Source organism: Paralcaligenes ginsengisoli, from assembly GCF_054781135.1.
This window is the reverse complement of the sequence record NZ_BAAGUZ010000045.1, coordinates 1-15,970: the sequence shown is the minus strand read 5'-3', so window position 1 is coordinate 15,970 and position 15,970 is coordinate 1. Positions and strand designations below refer to the sequence as shown.

At 58.6% G+C, this 15,970-nt stretch carries 14 protein-coding genes; 5 read left to right on the top strand and 9 right to left on the bottom strand.

The annotated features are described in order from the left end of the window. Positions 1–179: 179 nt before the first annotated feature. From ACYVIS_RS19840 to icd, 7 genes are all read right to left on the bottom strand, one after another. Positions 180–1,865 carry an AMP-binding protein gene (locus ACYVIS_RS19840; protein ID WP_232744487.1) on the bottom strand — a complete coding sequence of 562 codons (1,686 nt, stop codon included), beginning with the start codon at positions 1,863–1,865 and terminating at the stop codon, positions 180–182. A 19-nt stretch (positions 1,866–1,884) separates the two neighbouring features. Further along, positions 1,885–2,601 carry an ABC transporter ATP-binding protein gene (locus tag ACYVIS_RS19835; RefSeq protein WP_232744488.1) on the bottom strand — a complete coding sequence of 239 codons (717 nt, stop codon included), beginning with the start codon at positions 2,599–2,601 and terminating at the stop codon, positions 1,885–1,887. Continuing rightward, the gene (locus ACYVIS_RS19830) at positions 2,591–3,343 is read right to left on the bottom strand and encodes an ABC transporter ATP-binding protein (protein ID WP_232744489.1); all 753 of its coding nucleotides are present in this window, start codon (positions 3,341–3,343) and stop codon (positions 2,591–2,593) included. The genes ACYVIS_RS19835 and ACYVIS_RS19830 overlap by 11 nt, the downstream gene beginning before the upstream one ends. Continuing rightward, positions 3,333–4,256, bottom strand: coding sequence for a branched-chain amino acid ABC transporter permease (locus tag ACYVIS_RS19825; RefSeq protein WP_232744490.1), 924 nt, complete (start codon positions 4,254–4,256; stop codon positions 3,333–3,335). The genes ACYVIS_RS19830 and ACYVIS_RS19825 overlap by 11 nt, the downstream gene beginning before the upstream one ends. Then, positions 4,249–5,124: a branched-chain amino acid ABC transporter permease gene (locus ACYVIS_RS19820; protein ID WP_232744491.1), complete on the bottom strand. Its 876-nt coding sequence runs from the start codon at positions 5,122–5,124 to the stop codon at positions 4,249–4,251. The genes ACYVIS_RS19825 and ACYVIS_RS19820 overlap by 8 nt, the downstream gene beginning before the upstream one ends. Before the next feature lie 109 nt (positions 5,125–5,233). Then, a complete protein-coding gene (locus ACYVIS_RS19815) occupies positions 5,234–6,493 on the bottom strand; it encodes an amino acid ABC transporter substrate-binding protein (protein ID WP_232744492.1) in 1,260 nt (419 codons plus the stop codon). 326 nt (positions 6,494–6,819) lie between these two features. Further along, on the bottom strand, positions 6,820–8,076 hold the full coding sequence (gene icd, locus ACYVIS_RS19810) for an NADP-dependent isocitrate dehydrogenase (RefSeq protein WP_232744493.1): 1,257 nt from the start codon (positions 8,074–8,076) through the stop codon (positions 6,820–6,822). Positions 8,077–8,525: 449 nt separating this feature from the next. On the opposite strand from icd, the gene ACYVIS_RS19805 reads away from it, so the two are divergent. After that, positions 8,526–8,954 carry a DUF1841 family protein gene (locus ACYVIS_RS19805; RefSeq protein WP_232744494.1) on the top strand — a complete coding sequence of 143 codons (429 nt, stop codon included), beginning with the start codon at positions 8,526–8,528 and terminating at the stop codon, positions 8,952–8,954. A gap of 133 nt (positions 8,955–9,087) precedes the next feature. On the opposite strand, the gene ACYVIS_RS19800 is transcribed toward ACYVIS_RS19805, so the two are convergent. Both ACYVIS_RS19800 and ACYVIS_RS19795 read right to left on the bottom strand, forming a co-directional pair. Beyond that, on the bottom strand, positions 9,088–9,450 hold the full coding sequence (locus tag ACYVIS_RS19800; protein ID WP_232744495.1) for a c-type cytochrome: 363 nt from the start codon (positions 9,448–9,450) through the stop codon (positions 9,088–9,090). A gap of 12 nt (positions 9,451–9,462) precedes the next feature. Further along, positions 9,463–9,816: a c-type cytochrome gene (locus tag ACYVIS_RS19795; protein ID WP_232744496.1), complete on the bottom strand. Its 354-nt coding sequence runs from the start codon at positions 9,814–9,816 to the stop codon at positions 9,463–9,465. A gap of 143 nt (positions 9,817–9,959) precedes the next feature. Between ACYVIS_RS19795 and ACYVIS_RS19790 the strand changes: the two genes are divergently transcribed. From ACYVIS_RS19790 to ACYVIS_RS19775, 4 genes are read left to right on the top strand one after another with little or no spacing between them, the layout of a single operon-like run. Further along, positions 9,960–10,832 (top strand): AAA family ATPase, encoded by an 873-nt coding sequence (locus tag ACYVIS_RS19790; protein WP_232744497.1) that lies wholly within the window; start codon positions 9,960–9,962, stop codon positions 10,830–10,832. Positions 10,833–10,857: 25 nt separating this feature from the next. Further along, positions 10,858–11,478: a GNAT family N-acetyltransferase gene (locus ACYVIS_RS19785; protein ID WP_232744498.1), complete on the top strand. Its 621-nt coding sequence runs from the start codon at positions 10,858–10,860 to the stop codon at positions 11,476–11,478. Continuing rightward, complete coding sequence (locus ACYVIS_RS19780) at positions 11,468–12,640, top strand: vWA domain-containing protein (RefSeq protein ID WP_232744499.1); 1,173 nt, start codon at positions 11,468–11,470, stop codon at positions 12,638–12,640. Before ACYVIS_RS19785 ends, ACYVIS_RS19780 begins: the two co-directional genes overlap by 11 nt. A gap of 50 nt (positions 12,641–12,690) precedes the next feature. Then, the gene (locus ACYVIS_RS19775; RefSeq protein WP_232744500.1) at positions 12,691–15,441 is read left to right on the top strand and encodes a M16 family metallopeptidase; all 2,751 of its coding nucleotides are present in this window, start codon (positions 12,691–12,693) and stop codon (positions 15,439–15,441) included. The last annotated feature ends 529 nt before the right edge of the window (positions 15,442–15,970 follow it).

Here is a 15,970-nt window from a genome sequence, read left to right as displayed (position 1 = left end):
CATCAATGACAAAAGCCGACAGCTGAGCTGTCGGCTTTTGTGCATTTATATTTTTTATGGGACCTGCTTTTTTATGTACCGTTTTATCGGTTTGCCCATGCAGGGCTTTGTCTCCTCACCTGCATGAACCGAATTGTGCACGAAGTTTTAACTCGTAACACTTAGGGAATACACTTGGTTTAAGCGGTTTCTTGGCCACCCAAGCCCAAGTCGGCAATCATTTTCTTGCGAATCTCGAATTTTTGCACTTTGCCGGTCACGGTCAGAGGAAACTCGTCGACGAAGCGCACATATCGAGGCACTTTGTAGTGGGCAATCCTGCCGACGCAAAATTCCCGGATCTCCTCTTCCGTCGCCGCCTGGCCCGGCTTAAGGGTAATCCAGGCGCACAGCTCTTCGCCGAACTTCAAATCCGGCACGCCCACCACGGAAACATCCTTGACCGCGGGATGCTTGTACAAAAACTCTTCGATCTCACGCGGATAGATGTTTTCGCCGCCGCGGATCACCATGTCTTTCAGGCGGCCAACCACGTTTCCATATCCGCGTTCGTCCATGACGATCAAATCGCCCGTATGCATCCAGCCTTCGGCATCGATGGCTTCGGCGGTTTTTTCGGGATCCTGCCAGTACCCCAGCATCACCGAGTAGCCTTTGGTGCAAAGCTCGCCCGGCACGCCTCGATCGACCGTGGCGCCCGAGGCGTCAATCACCTTGCACTGCAGATGCGGCTGGACGCGGCCTATCGTCGATACCCGGCTCTGCAGATCGTCGTCGGCCGCGGTTTGGAAACTGACCGGGCTGGTCTCGGTCATGCCATAGGCAATCGTGACATCGCGCATATGCATGCTCTCGATCACCTGGTTCATGACATCAACCGGACACGGCGACCCGGCCATGCAGCCACCGCGCAGGCTGGACAGATCGAAATTCCGGAACTCGGGATGCGAGAGCTCGGCGATAAACATCGTGGGCACGCCGTACAGCCCTGTGCAGCGCTCCGCCGCGACCGCCTGCAGTACGGACAGAGGATCAAAGGCATCGGATGGGTAAACCATGGTGGCGCCATGCGTCAGGCAACCCAGATTGCCCATGACCATGCCAAAGCAATGATAAAGCGGCACGGGGATGCAGAGCCGATCGCCCTGCCTCAGGCCCACGCACTCGCCCACGAAGAACCCATTGTTAAGAATGTTGTGATGCGACAGCGTGGCCCCCTTCGGCAGGCCGGTCGTTCCGCTGGTGAACTGGATATTGATGGCATCGTGACACGACAATGCTCGGCCTATCCGCGCCGCCTCGGTGCGCAAGCCGTCGGTTCCCAGTTTTCCGATCTCGTCGAACCGCCGCCACCCGGGCCGCGGCTCGCCGCCGATCTTGATCAGATGCCTGAGATGCGGTGCCGCCGGCGCTTGAAGCGGTTCCGGTGATTTGCAAAGCTCAGGCACCAGGCCTTCCACCATGGCCACGTAATCGCTGCTTTTAAAACGCTCGGCGGCCACCAGCGCGCTTATCTGCACCTTGTTGAGCGTGTATTCGAGTTCCGATGAACGATAAGCCGGGTTGATATTGACAAGTATCATGCCCACCTTGGCGGTGGCGAACTGGATCAGGGCCCATTCGGCCTTGTTGGGCGACCAGATTCCAACCCGGTCGCCGGGTACAAGCCCCAGGGCCAGCAGGCCGGCAGCGATCCGATCCGCCTGCTCGTCAAGCTGGGCGTATGTCAGGCGAATACCCTGATGCACGGAAACCAGCGCCTCTTGATCGGGCCACGAGCGCGCCGCCTGCTCCAGCGCCTGGCCGATGGTTTCGGTACGCAACGCAGGCTCTGTGGCGCCTGCCGCCTGGCTAAGTGTGATCATGGCAATACCTCTCTTGGACTCAGCTCCTGGTCAAGCCGAAGTAGGCGCGTTCCAGCGCCGCGTCGGCATGCAATTCGCTCACGGTTCCTTCAAAGCCTATCCGGCCGCCTTCAAGCGTGTAGACACGATCGGCCAGATCCAGGAATTTGACATTCTGCTCGGCGATCAGCAGCGCCAACCCCATATCGCGGAACTGGCCCAGAACATGAATGACCTCTTTGACAAATACGGGCGACAGGCCCGAGGACGGCTCATCCATGACCAGCAGCTTGGGCTTGCCGGCCAGGGCCTTGGCGACGCCCAGGATCTTGCGCTGCCCGCCCGACAGGCTGCCGCCCAGCGCGCGGCGCTTTTGCTGAAGGATGGGAAACCGCTGATAAAGATCGTCGATATGCTGCTTGAATTCGGCGGCGGGAAGAAACTGACCACCAATATGCAGATTATCCTGAACGCTCAAATCGGGGAAGCAGCCGGTTTCCGACATATAGGCAATGCCGGCACGAACCCGTTTATCGGTGCGATCGTGAGAAATCGTGCGATTCTCGAACACGATTTCTCCCTGCCAGCTCGGGATCAATCCCATGATCGTCTTGATGAGCGTAGTCTTTCCCGCGCCGTTGGGCCCCATCAGCACAACGGTTTCTTTTGCATGCACAGTCAGCCCCGCACCCCACAAGGCTTGCACCTTTCCGTAGCCGGCGTCCAGCCCGGAGGCCCGCAGCAGATCAGTGCTCATCGGGCGCTCCCAAAAAGACTTCCACGACTTGCGCATTGCCCACAGCCTGCGACAAGGTTCCCGAGAAAATATCCTTGCCGGCGCTGAGTACGATAAGCCGGTCGGTCACTTGGTCCACAAAGTCCATGAGGTGTTCGACGACCAGCAAGGCAACGCCCGAGCGCGCCACCTCGCGCAGGCGTTCGGCCACATGCGCAAGCTCACTGGGATTTAAGCCGGCGCCCAGTTCGTCGACGCACAGCAACTTGGGCCGGGTCGCCAGGGCGCGCGCAAGATCGAGCATTTTCTGCTGCGCGCTGGTCAATTCGCCCGCCATGCGGCCGGCATGCCGATCGAGTTCGAGAAACTGCATCAAGGGTTCCATGTCGCTCAAATCTTTATCGTTGCGGCCGTACGTCATGGCGACTTCGATGTTCTGGCGCACCGTCAGCGACTTGAACGGTTTGGGGATCTGGAAGCTGCGATTGATCCCCAGATGCACCAGACGGTGCGCGGCCAGGCCGCCGATTGAACGCCCCTGATACTGAATCGACCCGCCATCGGGCCGGTACAAGCCGGTGATCACATTGATGCAGGTGGTTTTACCCGATCCGTTCGGGCCCACCAGACCAAGCACCTCTCCGGGCATGACGTTGAAGCTGACCCCTTCGAGCGCCTGAAATCCGCCAAACCGCTTGGCCAGGCCGTTGACCGTAAGCAAGGGCACCGAGGCCGGCGAAACAGCGAGCGGCTTAAACAACATGAATCCCCCAACGGCGCAACAGCGACGCCAGCCCGTTGGGCAAGAACAGCACCAGGGCCATGATCAGCACACCATAAATCAGTTGGAAATACTGCGGTGTCGAAATCCCGATAAAGTTGTACAGGCCGTAAAGCAGCACCACACCCAGTATCGGCCCCATTACCGTGGCCACGCCGCCGAACAAGGCGAAAACAATGGCGAAAATACTGAAATCGGGGCTGAAAACATTGTCGGGATAAAACACCGATACATACCAGGCAAAATTGGCGCCGATCAGGCCGGCGATCAGCGCCGAGAGCAGCCAGGCGACGATACGCGCCCGCACTACGTTTATCCCGGCAGCGGCAGCGCTGATCGGATCGTCTTTAATGGCTTGCAGGGCCAGTCCGAAGCGCGAATAGCGCAAGTACAGCACACAAGCCACCGCAAACGCCATGATGACAATGGCCGTGGCATAGCTGAAGGCGGGATCGAAGATGCCCGACAAGGAGACCCCGTAAGGCCCTTTGGTGATCGATTCGAGATCCGGGTTGGAAACGATTTCGGAAATCGCCAGCGCCGCCGCCAAATTGGCAATGGCAAAATACGGCCCCGACAAGCGCAGCAAAGGAGTCAGCACCAGCCCGAACAATACCGAAGCCGCCGCTCCGGCTCCCAGCGCCAGCAACGGCGTTGCATGCAGATGCATAATGGCAAGCGCAAAGCCATAAGCCCCTGCACCGAAGAATCCGACATACCCGAAAGGCAGATAGCCCGTGAAGCCGTAGATGATATTGACGCCCTGCGCCAGGGTCAGGAACACAATGAAATTGAACAGCAGCAACTGATTCGAATAGGCGTACGGCATGAGCGCGGCCGCCGCAATCAAGGGAATCAATACCAGCAGCGAATGCCGCAGCGGTTTCTTATGCATGACGCACCTTCCGGCCCAGCAAGCCGCTGGGCCGCACCAGCAAAATGGCAATCAATAACAAGTAAGGCAACAGGCCGGCCCATGAACTGAAATAGGTTTGCATGAGCATCAGCGACACTCCGTAGATCAGGCCTCCCAGGACCGTGCCCAGCGGGCTGCCCAGGGAGCCCACGATAATGACGGTAAACGACTGTATCGTCAGATTCACGCCGCTGGCCGGCGTGACACTGCCCAGCATGAACGGCGCGAAGCAGCCCGCCACGGCCGCCAGCCCCAGGCCTATGCCAAAGGCCAGCGCCGACACCCGGCCCACATTGATGCCAGTGGCCAGCGCTTCGTCGCGATGAACCATGACGGCACGGGTCAGTCGCCCGATACGCGTGCGATACAGATACAGGAACACCAGCAGCACGGCCACCGCACTGGCGATGGCGCTGACAACCCAGGCCGACGGAAATGTCTGCCCCAATACCTCTACCGGATGCCGGCCCAGGGCGCGGCCTGGAATGGAGCGTTCGGTGGGTCCGAACGCAATGGTGGTCAACGACTCGATGACCTGCGAAAACCCGAAAAACAAGATGATGGACAGCATTTCGGGATCGGACGAACGCAGCAGCCGCGGCACCAGCGCGTAATACAGGGGAAAGCCGATGATGATGAAAGCGACCAGGCACAGGACCGCGGCAATCACAGGATTGACGGCATAGGCGCCATACAGGCCGAATGCCGAAAGCGCCCCCAGCATGACGAAGTCGCCATGAGCCAGGTTGACGATACGCATCACACCGAAGATCAGGTTCAACCCCAGCCCGACCAGGCTGAAGTAAAGACCGAACAGCAGGCCGGCCAGGATCGAATATTCAAGCATGTCGCAAAGGGCTCGCTATGAAAAGCAACACGATACGAAGGCAGCGCGCTTCATGCATGCCCAGCCGGAGAAAACCAGCCCGGAAAGGCATGCATGCCACGGCAACACGTCAATTGGACGGTGCCGGATAGACGGCCTTGGCAGTCGCCACATCGGGGGGATAGACCACCGCGAATTTCAGGCCCTTCTTGCCGTCAGGAACCAGTTGGCCCAGCGGAGTGATTTCGCCGATCTGCGCGCCGTTCTTGTCCACGGCAAAGGTGCCATCGATCGTCTTGAGCTTGCCCGACAGGCTGAACACGGCCTTGCGCAATGCCAGTTGATCCATGCTCTCGGTCACGGCCAGTGCGTTCTGGATGACCAGACCTGTTGTGTAGCCTGCCACGGCATTGAATCCAAAGGCGACTTTGTTGTCGGTATACATCTTGTTCCATGCATCGCGGAACTGCGGCAGCGACATGCCGGATTCCGCATGGTATTCGACGACCGACGAGGGCGTATAGGTATAGACGTAGCTCAGGCCATCGATGCCCACCGTCTTTTCCATATGCTCGGTTTCCAGCCCGGGGTAGATGGCGAACAGCCATTTGAACTGGGTTCCGGAATCGTGCAGATTGCGCAGGAAGGCGATATCGTTGCCGGGGTAGCCCATTTCAATGACCGCATCGGGTTTGGCCAGGCGGATATTGTTGATCAGCACCGTATAGTTCGTGGTGTTGGTGGGTACGCCCTTGTCGTAGACCAGTTCAACAGGCGCTCCCGACTTCTTGATGAAATCGCGCACCGCGTTGGCCTGCGTGCCGGTGAAATCGTTGGTCGCATATAACAATGCAATCCGCTTGATACCGAGCTTCGGCCCTTCCTTGGTCAGGAAATCGGCAATGTACTTGGGCCATATGGTCGACACGGGATCGGACATCAGCGCAATGTACGGATTATCGTCGGTGAAGAAAGTGCCGCCCGTGCCGGTTTGATCGAACAACAGTTTCTTGTGTTCGCGTGCAATCGGCACCGCCACCGAGGTCAGCACCGAACCGCTGTCGGACACCAGAAGGTCGACCTTGTCTTGCGTAATCAATTGATTGTAGAGCGTGGCCGCCGTGGCGGTATTGCTTTGATCGTCGTACGAAACCAGCTTGATGGGAATCCGCTTGCCGTAAGGCTTGACCATGACCCCGCCTTGCGCGTTTTCCTGAGAAACCCAGAGCTGCAAGCCGCGGTAAACAGGCATCGATATGGCCGCATACGGCCCCGACGAAGCATAAAGCGTTCCGATCTTGATTTCTGACGGCGCCGAGGCCGCACTGGCCAGCGCGGTAAATGCCAGCAGGGATCCCGCCAGCACCGATGAAATAGCTTTGCGTAACATAATCACAGGTCTCCTTTTTTATAAGGACAATGGCCTGGGTTACTGCGGCGCATTGCCCGGCAATCGATTATTCATGTTGCCATCCGCGCCGGCAAAAACTGCGCGGCCGCGGTTCAGTATCAATCAGTAACTCTGCTTATCTTATACCTGAACTCTTACGCCGCTCTGAATACCGCCGATGACTCCTCCCACGAACAGGCACATCGCCGGGAAGGCCCGGATCCTGTCGATCCTGCATGAAAAACCCCCGTCATTCGCAAGGACTGACGGGGGTTCGGATCTGGCCGTCTTGCACGCTTGCGCGCCAAGCCGGCTGGTTCGAAAAACTACATATTGTCGATCATGACCTGGCCAAAGCCCGAGCACGAAACCTGCGTGGCGCCTTCGAGCAGGCGGGCAAAATCATACGTGACCTTTTTCGACAGAATCGATTTTTCCATGCTGGAAATAATCAGGTCGGCCGCTTCGGTCCAGCCCATGTGACGCAGCATCATTTCGGCCGACAGGATTTCGGAACCTGGATTGACGTAATCCTTGCCTGCGTATTTGGGAGCCGTGCCGTGAGTGGCTTCAAACATGGCCACCGAGTCGGACAGATTGGCGCCCGGAGCAATGCCGATACCGCCGACTTGAGCTGCCAAGGCGTCGGACACGTAATCACCGTTGAGGTTCAGCGTGGCGATCACTTCGTACTCGGCGGGGCGCAACAGGATCTGCTGCAGGAACGCATCGGCAATCACGTCCTTGACCGTAATTTCGCGCCCTGTTTTCGGGTTCTTGAATTTGCACCATGGGCCGCCGTCGATAGGCTGCGCACCAAACTCTTTCTGCGCCAGCTCGTAGCCCCAGTCACGGAAGCCACCTTCGGTGAACTTCATGATATTGCCCTTGTGCACCAAGGTGACCGAAGAGCGGTCGTTGTCGATGGCGTACTGCATGGCCTTGCGCACCAGGCGCTGCGTGCCTTCGCGCGATACCGGCTTGATGCCGATGCCCGAGGTATCGGGGAAGCGGATCTTTTTCACACCCAGTTCGTTTTGCAGGAAGGCGATAAGCTTCTTGGCGTTGACGCTTTCCGCTTCGAACTCGATGCCGGCGTAAATGTCTTCCGAGTTTTCGCGGAAAATGACCATATTGGTTTTTTCCGGTTCTTTCACAGGCGACGGAACACCCTTGAAATACTGGATCGGGCGCAAGCAGACATACAAGTCCAGTTGCTGGCGCAGGGCAACGTTCAAGGAACGGATGCCGCCGCCAACCGGCGTTGTGAGCGGGCCCTTGATGGACACCACATAGTCTTTCACAGCCTCCAGCGTTTCTTCAGGCAGCCAGACATCCGGGCCGTAGATTTTGGTGGATTTTTCACCGGCATACACTTCCATCCAGTGAATCTTGCGTTTGCCGCCATAGGCCTTTGCAACGGCGGCATCAACCACTTTGAGCATGACCGGCGTAATATCGGCGCCTGTACCGTCGCCCTCGATAAAAGGCAAAATGGGCTCGTCAGGAACGTTGAGCGAAAAATCGGCATTGACCGTAATTTTTTGGCCCGCTGCGGGGACCTTGATGTGCTGATAGGACATGAATACTCCAATGGCTCCGGTAGGAGAAAATTCGGTAAAAACGAAGCTGCCGCGATAAAACACCGTTTTGCAGGCACAGCCACAGATATAAAGTGCAAGCTCCGACAAAACGCAAACACGCATCCATCTGGAAACCCAGATTAACGGCAGGTATGGAGTTGCGCCCGATCATCGAGCTCAGTCTTATATAAGAGTAGTTTAGCCTAATTAAGCCAGAATTTTAGCTTTTCTCGCAAAACTTGCTGAACGAGCTATTGGCGTGTCTGAAATCGCGCGCCCCCAGCAGCAGAATTACAGCGCCCGCATACCCAGAAACTGCGGATCAAAAACGCGCCGGCCGCAGCATGAATGCCACGGCGCAGGCGCGCGCCGAAATTGCTGGCCGGCCCTTGCGCCGAAAAGCACGCGTGGGCGGTTAAAATGGATTTTTTATCGGTTCAGAGCGTTTCATGTTCAACCCTTCACGCGACCAGGTACGGCTGTTTTTTACCGAGGCCTGGCGCAAGCACCGCGCCGCCGAAGTGCTTACCCCGCTCGAAGCCATGGCCATAGACTGGATGCGGCAGCACCCCGAATACCATAAAGACCTTGAAAGTCCCGAGGCTGTCGAGGCCGACTACGCCGTAGAGCAAGGCAAGACGAATCCGTTCCTGCACTTATCCATGCACTTGGCCATTTCCGAACAATTGTCGATCGACCAGCCTCCCGGCATCAAGGCCGTGCACCAACAACTGCTGGCCACGCACGACGCGCACGAGGCGGCGCACCAAATCATGGAATGCCTGGGCCAAGTCGTCTGGGAAGCGCAGCGCCTGGGTACGCCGTTCAGCAGCGACACCTACCTTGAACTCATCAAGCAGCGGGCCACGCGCAAATAGTATGTACAGGGGTGGCCCTTGTGGCCGCCCTTAATTAATGCGCCACCCCGAAAGGGCGGACACGAGGCCCGCCCCTACAGGGCGCATGGTGGCGTAGGGGCGACCCTTGTGGTCGCCCGGGGGATAAGCCGTCTTATTGCTGGACCGACAGGGGCGAAGGCTGGCGGGCGAGCCAGGCGGTGATGTTGTCGATATCGGCATCGGTCAACTGTGCCACCATGGCGCCCATGATGGCGTTCTTGCGCAAGTTTGCCGAAGCAGGCGCGCCGCTTTGGCCGCGCTTGTAGGCATGCAAGGCATGGCTGAGGTAATCGGCATGCTGGCCGGCCAAAATCGGATAGGCCGGGCTGGTCGGGCTTTTAGCGTCCGCTCCGTGGCACGATGCACAGTTGAATTTTTTAAACGCGGCCTGGCCGGCGACCAAGTCGGCTGCCTGCGCCATAGAACCGGCTGCCAGCAGAAAAGCGCCCACCAAGGCGATAGTCATTTTTTTCATGTGGGCCCCCGATTATTTAAAGCTGGAATAATGAGCTGCGAGATCAGCCATGTCTTGAGGCGACAAGCTCTTGGCAATGGCCTCCATGGTTGGGAACGTCCGGGCACCGCTGGCGTACTCCTTGAGCGCGGCAACGATATACTCCGCACTCTGGCCCGCGATCATGGGGACGTGATAGACCTCGGGGAAAGATGCCTTGTAGTCAGGGATACCATGGCAGCCCATGCACATAGAGGTTTTTTCGAGGGCGGCCTTTGCGTTGCCGACAGGCGCAGCGTCAGCGGCCTGGGCCTGGCCCGCGATCGCACAGGAAGCCATTACGGCTAGCGCAGACAGAGTGCGCGTCATAGAAATTCGCAACTTCATGATAGCTCTTGATTTTGGCAGTAAATAAAAATCGACCGATGAAACACTGATCGATAAACCGTTGGATTGTACGATAATTGTAAGACCCTATCTAGAAATCGCTGTTTACGTTGTAATACTGCATACGAATACGGACTCAAATAATGACCTCGACCGCTTCCGCCTTTCCCTCCGAGCGCTTCACCGGCACCGAACGTTATGTGGCGACCGACGACCTGAAACTCGCCGTCAACGCCGCCCTGGCCCTGCAGCGCCCCCTGCTCATCAAGGGAGAGCCGGGAACCGGCAAAACCATGTTGGCCGAAGAAGTCGCCGCCGCGCTGAACCGCCCTCTGCTGCAATGGCACATCAAATCGACCACCAAGGCCCACCAGGGCCTGTACGAGTACGATGCCGTATCGCGGCTGCGCGACTCGCAACTGGGCGACGAGAAAGTACGCGACATCAGCCACTACATCGTCAAGGGAGTGCTATGGCGCGCGTTCGAAGCCGACGAGCCGGTGGTCGTGCTGATCGACGAAATCGACAAGGCCGACATCGAATTTCCCAACGATCTGCTGCGCGAACTCGACCGCATGGAATTCCATGTCTACGAAACCAGGCAAACCATACAGGCCCGGCACCGTCCTCTTATCATCATCACCTCGAACAACGAAAAAGACCTGCCCGACGCTTTCCTGCGACGCTGCTTTTTCCACTACATCAGCTTCCCCGACCGGGACACCATGCGCAGCATCGTGGCTGTGCACTACCCCAGCATCAAACAAGACGTCCTGGGCGCCGCGCTCAATACATTCTTCGCCTTGCGCGACGCGCCCGGCCTGAAAAAAAAGCCGTCGACGTCCGAATTCCTGGACTGGCTGCGCCTGCTCATGAACGAATCCATCAGCGCCGAAGAGCTCGGCAGCACAGCCGGCGACTTGCCCCTTATGGCGGGCGCCCTGCTGAAAAACGAACAAGACCTTTCACTACTGCAACGCCTGGCAGCCATGACCCGTGCGGGCCAACGCCGCTAGCCAGCCCTTTACCGCGAGTCTGCCCATGAACCAGCATCAAGGATTTCGTCACACCCCAACTCCCACAACCCTGCAAGGATACGGCGTTCGCCTCATACCTCTTGAAGCGGCCCACGCGCCGGAGCTGGAACGGGCCGCCGCCGACGGCGAGCTGTGGCAGCTGCGCGTCACCTCGGTGCCCGAGCCCGGCGCGGCCCTGGCGTATGTCGAAACCGCGCTGCGCGGCCGGCAGGACGGCCATATGCTGCCCTTTGCCGTCGTCGAAGAAAGCAGCGGAAAGGTCATAGGCAGCACCCGTTACCACGACATCGTGCCGGCTGTTGCCCGGCTCGAAATCGGCTATACCTGGTATGCCCGCAGTTGGCAGAAGACCCATGTCAATACCGCCTGCAAGCTGTTGCTGCTGCGGCACGCGTTCGTTGCCCTGGGAGCGCAAATCGTGGGCTGGCGCACCGACAACTTCAATCATGCGTCGCAACGAGCCATCGAACGTCTCGGAGCCCATAAAGACGGCGTACTGCGCCATCACGCCTTGCGCCGGGACGGCACGGTGCGCGATACCGTGATGTACAGCGTGCTGGCGGGCGAATGGCCGGAAATCGAAAAACACCTCGAATACCAGTTCGCCCGGCACCATGCTGACTGACTTCTTTTACCATCTGCGCGCTCACAAGCTGCCGGTGTCGGTCCAGGAATACCTGACGCTGCTGGACGTACTGCGCAGCAATGTCATGGAGCCCACGCTCGACGATTTCTATCATCTGGCGCGCATGACCCTGGTCAAAGACGAAACCCTCTTCGACCGCTACGACCTGGCCTTTGCCAGCTTCTACAGGCAGGTCGAAGCGGCCTTTCCGGCCGACAAGGAAATTCCCCTCGACTGGCTGATCAAGCAATTCCAGAAACATCTCAGCCCCGAAGACAAGGCCGCCATCGAAAAGCATGGCTGGGACAAGCTCATGGAGCTTTTCAAGGAAAGGCTCGAAGAGCAGAAAGAACGGCATGCCGGCGGCAATAAATGGATAGGCACCGGCGGTTCGTCCGCATTCGGCCATGGCGGCTATCATCCCGAAGGCATACGCATGGGAGGCCCTTCGGCAGGCAACCGAACCGCCGTCAAGGTTTGGGAAAAACGCGAGTTCCGCGATTACGACGACCAGCAGGAACTAGGCACCCGCAACTTCAAAATGGCCTTGCGGCGCCTGCGCCATTTCGCCCGCGAAGGCGCGGAGCTCGAACTCGACCTCGACCACACGATACTCAGCACGGCAAAAAACGCCGGCTTTCTCGATCTGCAAATGGTTCCCGAACGGCACAATACCGTCAAGGTACTGATGCTGCTCGACGTCGGCGGCAGCATGGACGACCACATCGCCCGCGTCGAAGAATTGTTTTCGGCGGCGCGCAGCGAATTCCAGCACCTGGAGGTGTACTACTTCCACAACTGCCCTTACGAATCCCTGTGGCAAAACAACCGCCGGCGCTACAGCGAACGCGTCGATACCTTCGATATCCTGCGCAAATACAACGATGACTGGCGTCTGATCATCGTAGGCGATGCCACCATGAGTCCCTACGAAATTCTCCAGCCTGGCGGCTCGGTCGAGTACAACAACAAGGAAACCGGCGCCGCATGGCTGCAACGCCTGCTCGATAACTGGCCAAAATCGGTGTGGCTCAACCCCGAGCCCGAAGGCTACTGGCAGTACCGGCAATCCATCGCCATAATCAAGAACATCGTGCACGATCGCATGTACGGGGTGACTGTGGGCGGACTGGAGCGAGCCATGCAGTACCTGTCGAAGTAAACGACCGCCCCGCTCCTCTACAATGCGTCCTGCCCATACGGATAAACACCATGAATTCAACCGCCTCCAAAGTTCTCAGATACCTGAGCACCCTGTTCCTGAGCAGTCTCGTGGCCGCCCCCGCCGGCGCCCTTGCTCTGCCCGACGGCATCACGCTGGGGTCTTCCGTAGAGGGAACCACCGAATACACCCTGAGCAACGGCCTGCGCGTTTTGCTCTCGCCCGACGATTCCAAGCCGACCACCACTGTAAACATGACCTACCTGGTCGGATCCCGCAACGAAAATTATGGCCAGACCGGTATGGCGCACCTGCTGGAACACATGATGTTCCGCGGCACGCCGACCCTGCATAACGCCCTGGCCGAATTCTCCAAGCGGGGCCTGCAGGCCAATGGCTCGACCACCAGCGACCGCACCAACTACTACGCCAGCTTTGCCGCCAATCCGGACACCCTGTCCTGGTTCCTGGGCTGGCAAGCCGATGCCATGGTGAATTCGCTGATCGCCAAAAGCGATCTGGACTCGGAAATGACGGTGGTGCGCAATGAAATGGAGCGAGGCGAGAACAGCCCATTCCAGGTGCTGATGCAAAAAATGCAGGCTACCGCCTATCAATGGCACAACTATGGCCACAACACCATAGGCGCCCGCTCGGATGTTGAAAACGTCGACGTGGGGCAACTGAAGGCTTTCTATAAAGAGTATTACCAGCCCGATAATGCGGTCCTGATCGTATCCGGTAAATTCGATCCCGCCGCCACGCTGCATACCATTGCGCAGGCTTTCGATAAAATTCCCAAACCCACTCGTCACCTGCCCGCCGAGTATACGGTCGAACCGGTTCAGGACGGCGAGCGCGAGGTCGTCCTGCGCCGCCATGGCGGCAGCCCCCTGATAGCGGCGCTGTTCCATATTCCCGAAGCGGCGAGCCCCGACTACATACCTGTCGATCTGGGCGTAGCCATCATCGGCGACACGCCGTCGGGCCGGCTTTATCACGCTTTGGTCGACAGCAAGTTGAGCGCCAGCGTTTTCGGATTCACGGCCGGCCTGCGGCAACCGGGCTACGCCTTTTTCGGCGCCCAACTGGAACCCGGCATGGACCAGACGCGCGCCCTGCAAACACTCAACGACACGCTGGCATCCTTGCCCAAACAGCCCTTTACCCAGGCTGAGCTCGACCGCATCAAGAGCAAATGGCTCACCGACTGGCAGCAAACCTACGCCGACCCTCAAAGCATGGCCGGCGCCCTGTCCGAAGCGGTCGCCGACGGCGACTGGCGTTTGTTCTTCTTGCAGCGCGACCGAGCCGAAAAGGCCACGCTATCTCAAGTTCAACAGGCAACACAGGCTTATCTGGTACGCAGCAATCGCACCAACGGTTTGTACATACCCACCGACAAGCCGCTGCGCGCCCCCGCGCCCGGATCTGTCGACCTGGCAGCCCTGCTCAATGGCTACAAAGGCAAGGAGGCGCCAAAAGCGGCGGCGGCCTTCAATCCCAGCCCGGCCAATATCGATGCCAGCACCCAGCGCACGCCCTTGGTGCTGCCCAATGGCACAGTCAAGCTGGCCCTCTTGCCCAAGCCGACACGAGGCGATCGCGTCGAAGCCCGGCTGCTGATTCAATTCGGCAATGTCGACGCTCTCAAGGGTCAGCGCACCGTTGCCAAGGCCGTCGCGGCCCTGCTGAATCGCGGCACGGATAAATTATCGCGCCAGGCGATCCAGGACAAGTTCGATGCCCTTCAAGCCAACGTCGATTTCGAAGGCTCGGCGGGAACGCTGGCGGTAAGCATGTCGACTACGCAGCAGCATCTCCCGGCCCTGATCGATCTCGTCATCGATATCGTGCGCAATGCCAACTTCCCGGCCAAGGAACTTGCCGAGTACCAGCTGGAATTGACGACCAGTATCAAAAATGCAATGTCCGAACCGGGTGCGCTGGCGTCGCGAGCCCTGGCGCGGCATACAGACCCCTACCCCAGCGACGACATACGCTATACACCAACCTTTGCCGAAGCTCTCGACCATATTGCGGCCCTGAAACAACAGGATCTTCTTGATTTCCATCAAAAATTCTATGGAGCGGGCCAGATCGAATTCGCAGCGGTCGGCGCATTCGATCCCGATGCCGTGAAGGCCTCTCTTGGCAAAGGCCTGGATGGCTGGAAGAAAGCTCCCGCCTATACCCGTATTCCCGACCCGTATCATGCGGTGGCACCGCAAGACTTCAAGATCGATACGCCGGACAAGGCCAATGCCTTTTATCTCGCCGACCTGCCGATCAAGCTCCAGGATACCGACCCCGACTTTCCTGCTTTGTATGTGGCGAATTATCTCCTGGGTGGATCGGAAACGTCGCGCCTATGGAATCGAATTCGTGTGAAAGAGGGGCTATCCTACGATGTGCGCAGTAGCCTGAATGCGTCCTCGTATGAGCCGTCCGGCGACTGGTCGATCTATGCGATACAGGCTCCGCAAAACAGCCATCGCCTGCAGACGGCTGTCCAGGAAGAGCTGGCGCGCGCGCTGCGCGATGGCTTCAGCGCCGACGAAGTGCGGGAAGGCATCGCGGCTTTGCTAAGCTACCGGAAACTGGCCCGTGCGCAAGACAATGTCCTGGCCGGCGCCTGGATCAACTATATGCAGCAGGGGCGCACTTTCGCCTGGTCGGAAAAGATCGACCAGGCGCTTTCCGCTCTGACCGCGGAAAAGGTCAATGCGGCTTTGCGTGCTGCATTGAAGCCTGGTGATTTCAGCATCGCCATTGCGGGCGACGAGAAAAAAATGAAGTAGGGATTCCTCTTGTGGGCGGCCGACAGGGCTGCACCTGCTGGTGCATTTTTGGTTCGAGTGTTTACCGCGCTGAATGCGTTTCGGTCGATTTTTTTGCGCCGTTCAGGTTTGGTTATTACTTTGGACGGTAGTTCTATAAAGACGCCGCAGGGTGGGCGGTGCTGTGCAGTCCGGCACGTCCAGCGGTCGTGGCGCTGCGCGCCCCGACTGCCCGGGTCTGCCTCGTCCAGGCGGGCGTCGGGCGAACTCGCCCGGCCTCGCGAGGCCGGGCTCAGACAGCGCCCGCCGAAAGCCCCCGCCTTCCCTTCGTCAGCACCCGGCGCTGGACTACCGCCGGACTGCACAGCACCGCCCACCCTGCGGCTTACGTTGAGGAAATGCCTCGAGGTATACATTGGGGAAGCCGCGTTTAGCCAATCACAGGCTACGTTGAGGCGGTGGGTGCTTTTAGTACACCCAGTCGTCAATCCAGGTAGATGTGGCGACGTGATGGAGGCATGAGTGCGGGCACGTTAACGGTTCTATGGGT

Coding starts and splice junctions, on each gene's coding strand:
- ACYVIS_RS19840 (WP_232744487.1), bottom strand. CDS start 1,865: ATGATCACACTTAGCCAGGCGGCAGGCGCCACAGAGCCTGCGTTGCGT.
- ACYVIS_RS19835 (WP_232744488.1), bottom strand. CDS start 2,601: ATGAGCACTGATCTGCTGCGGGCCTCCGGGCTGGACGCCGGCTACGGA.
- ACYVIS_RS19830 (WP_232744489.1), bottom strand. CDS start 3,343: ATGTTGTTTAAGCCGCTCGCTGTTTCGCCGGCCTCGGTGCCCTTGCTT.
- ACYVIS_RS19825 (WP_232744490.1), bottom strand. CDS start 4,256: ATGCATAAGAAACCGCTGCGGCATTCGCTGCTGGTATTGATTCCCTTG.
- ACYVIS_RS19820 (WP_232744491.1), bottom strand. CDS start 5,124: ATGCTTGAATATTCGATCCTGGCCGGCCTGCTGTTCGGTCTTTACTTC.
- ACYVIS_RS19815 (WP_232744492.1), bottom strand. CDS start 6,493: ATGTTACGCAAAGCTATTTCATCGGTGCTGGCGGGATCCCTGCTGGCA.
- icd (WP_232744493.1), bottom strand. CDS start 8,076: ATGTCCTATCAGCACATCAAGGTCCCCGCAGCGGGCCAAAAAATTACG.
- ACYVIS_RS19805 (WP_232744494.1), top strand. CDS start 8,526: ATGTTCAACCCTTCACGCGACCAGGTACGGCTGTTTTTTACCGAGGCC.
- ACYVIS_RS19800 (WP_232744495.1), bottom strand. CDS start 9,450: ATGAAAAAAATGACTATCGCCTTGGTGGGCGCTTTTCTGCTGGCAGCC.
- ACYVIS_RS19795 (WP_232744496.1), bottom strand. CDS start 9,816: ATGAAGTTGCGAATTTCTATGACGCGCACTCTGTCTGCGCTAGCCGTA.
- ACYVIS_RS19790 (WP_232744497.1), top strand. CDS start 9,960: ATGACCTCGACCGCTTCCGCCTTTCCCTCCGAGCGCTTCACCGGCACC.
- ACYVIS_RS19785 (WP_232744498.1), top strand. CDS start 10,858: ATGAACCAGCATCAAGGATTTCGTCACACCCCAACTCCCACAACCCTG.
- ACYVIS_RS19780 (WP_232744499.1), top strand. CDS start 11,468: ATGCTGACTGACTTCTTTTACCATCTGCGCGCTCACAAGCTGCCGGTG.
- ACYVIS_RS19775 (WP_232744500.1), top strand. CDS start 12,691: ATGAATTCAACCGCCTCCAAAGTTCTCAGATACCTGAGCACCCTGTTC.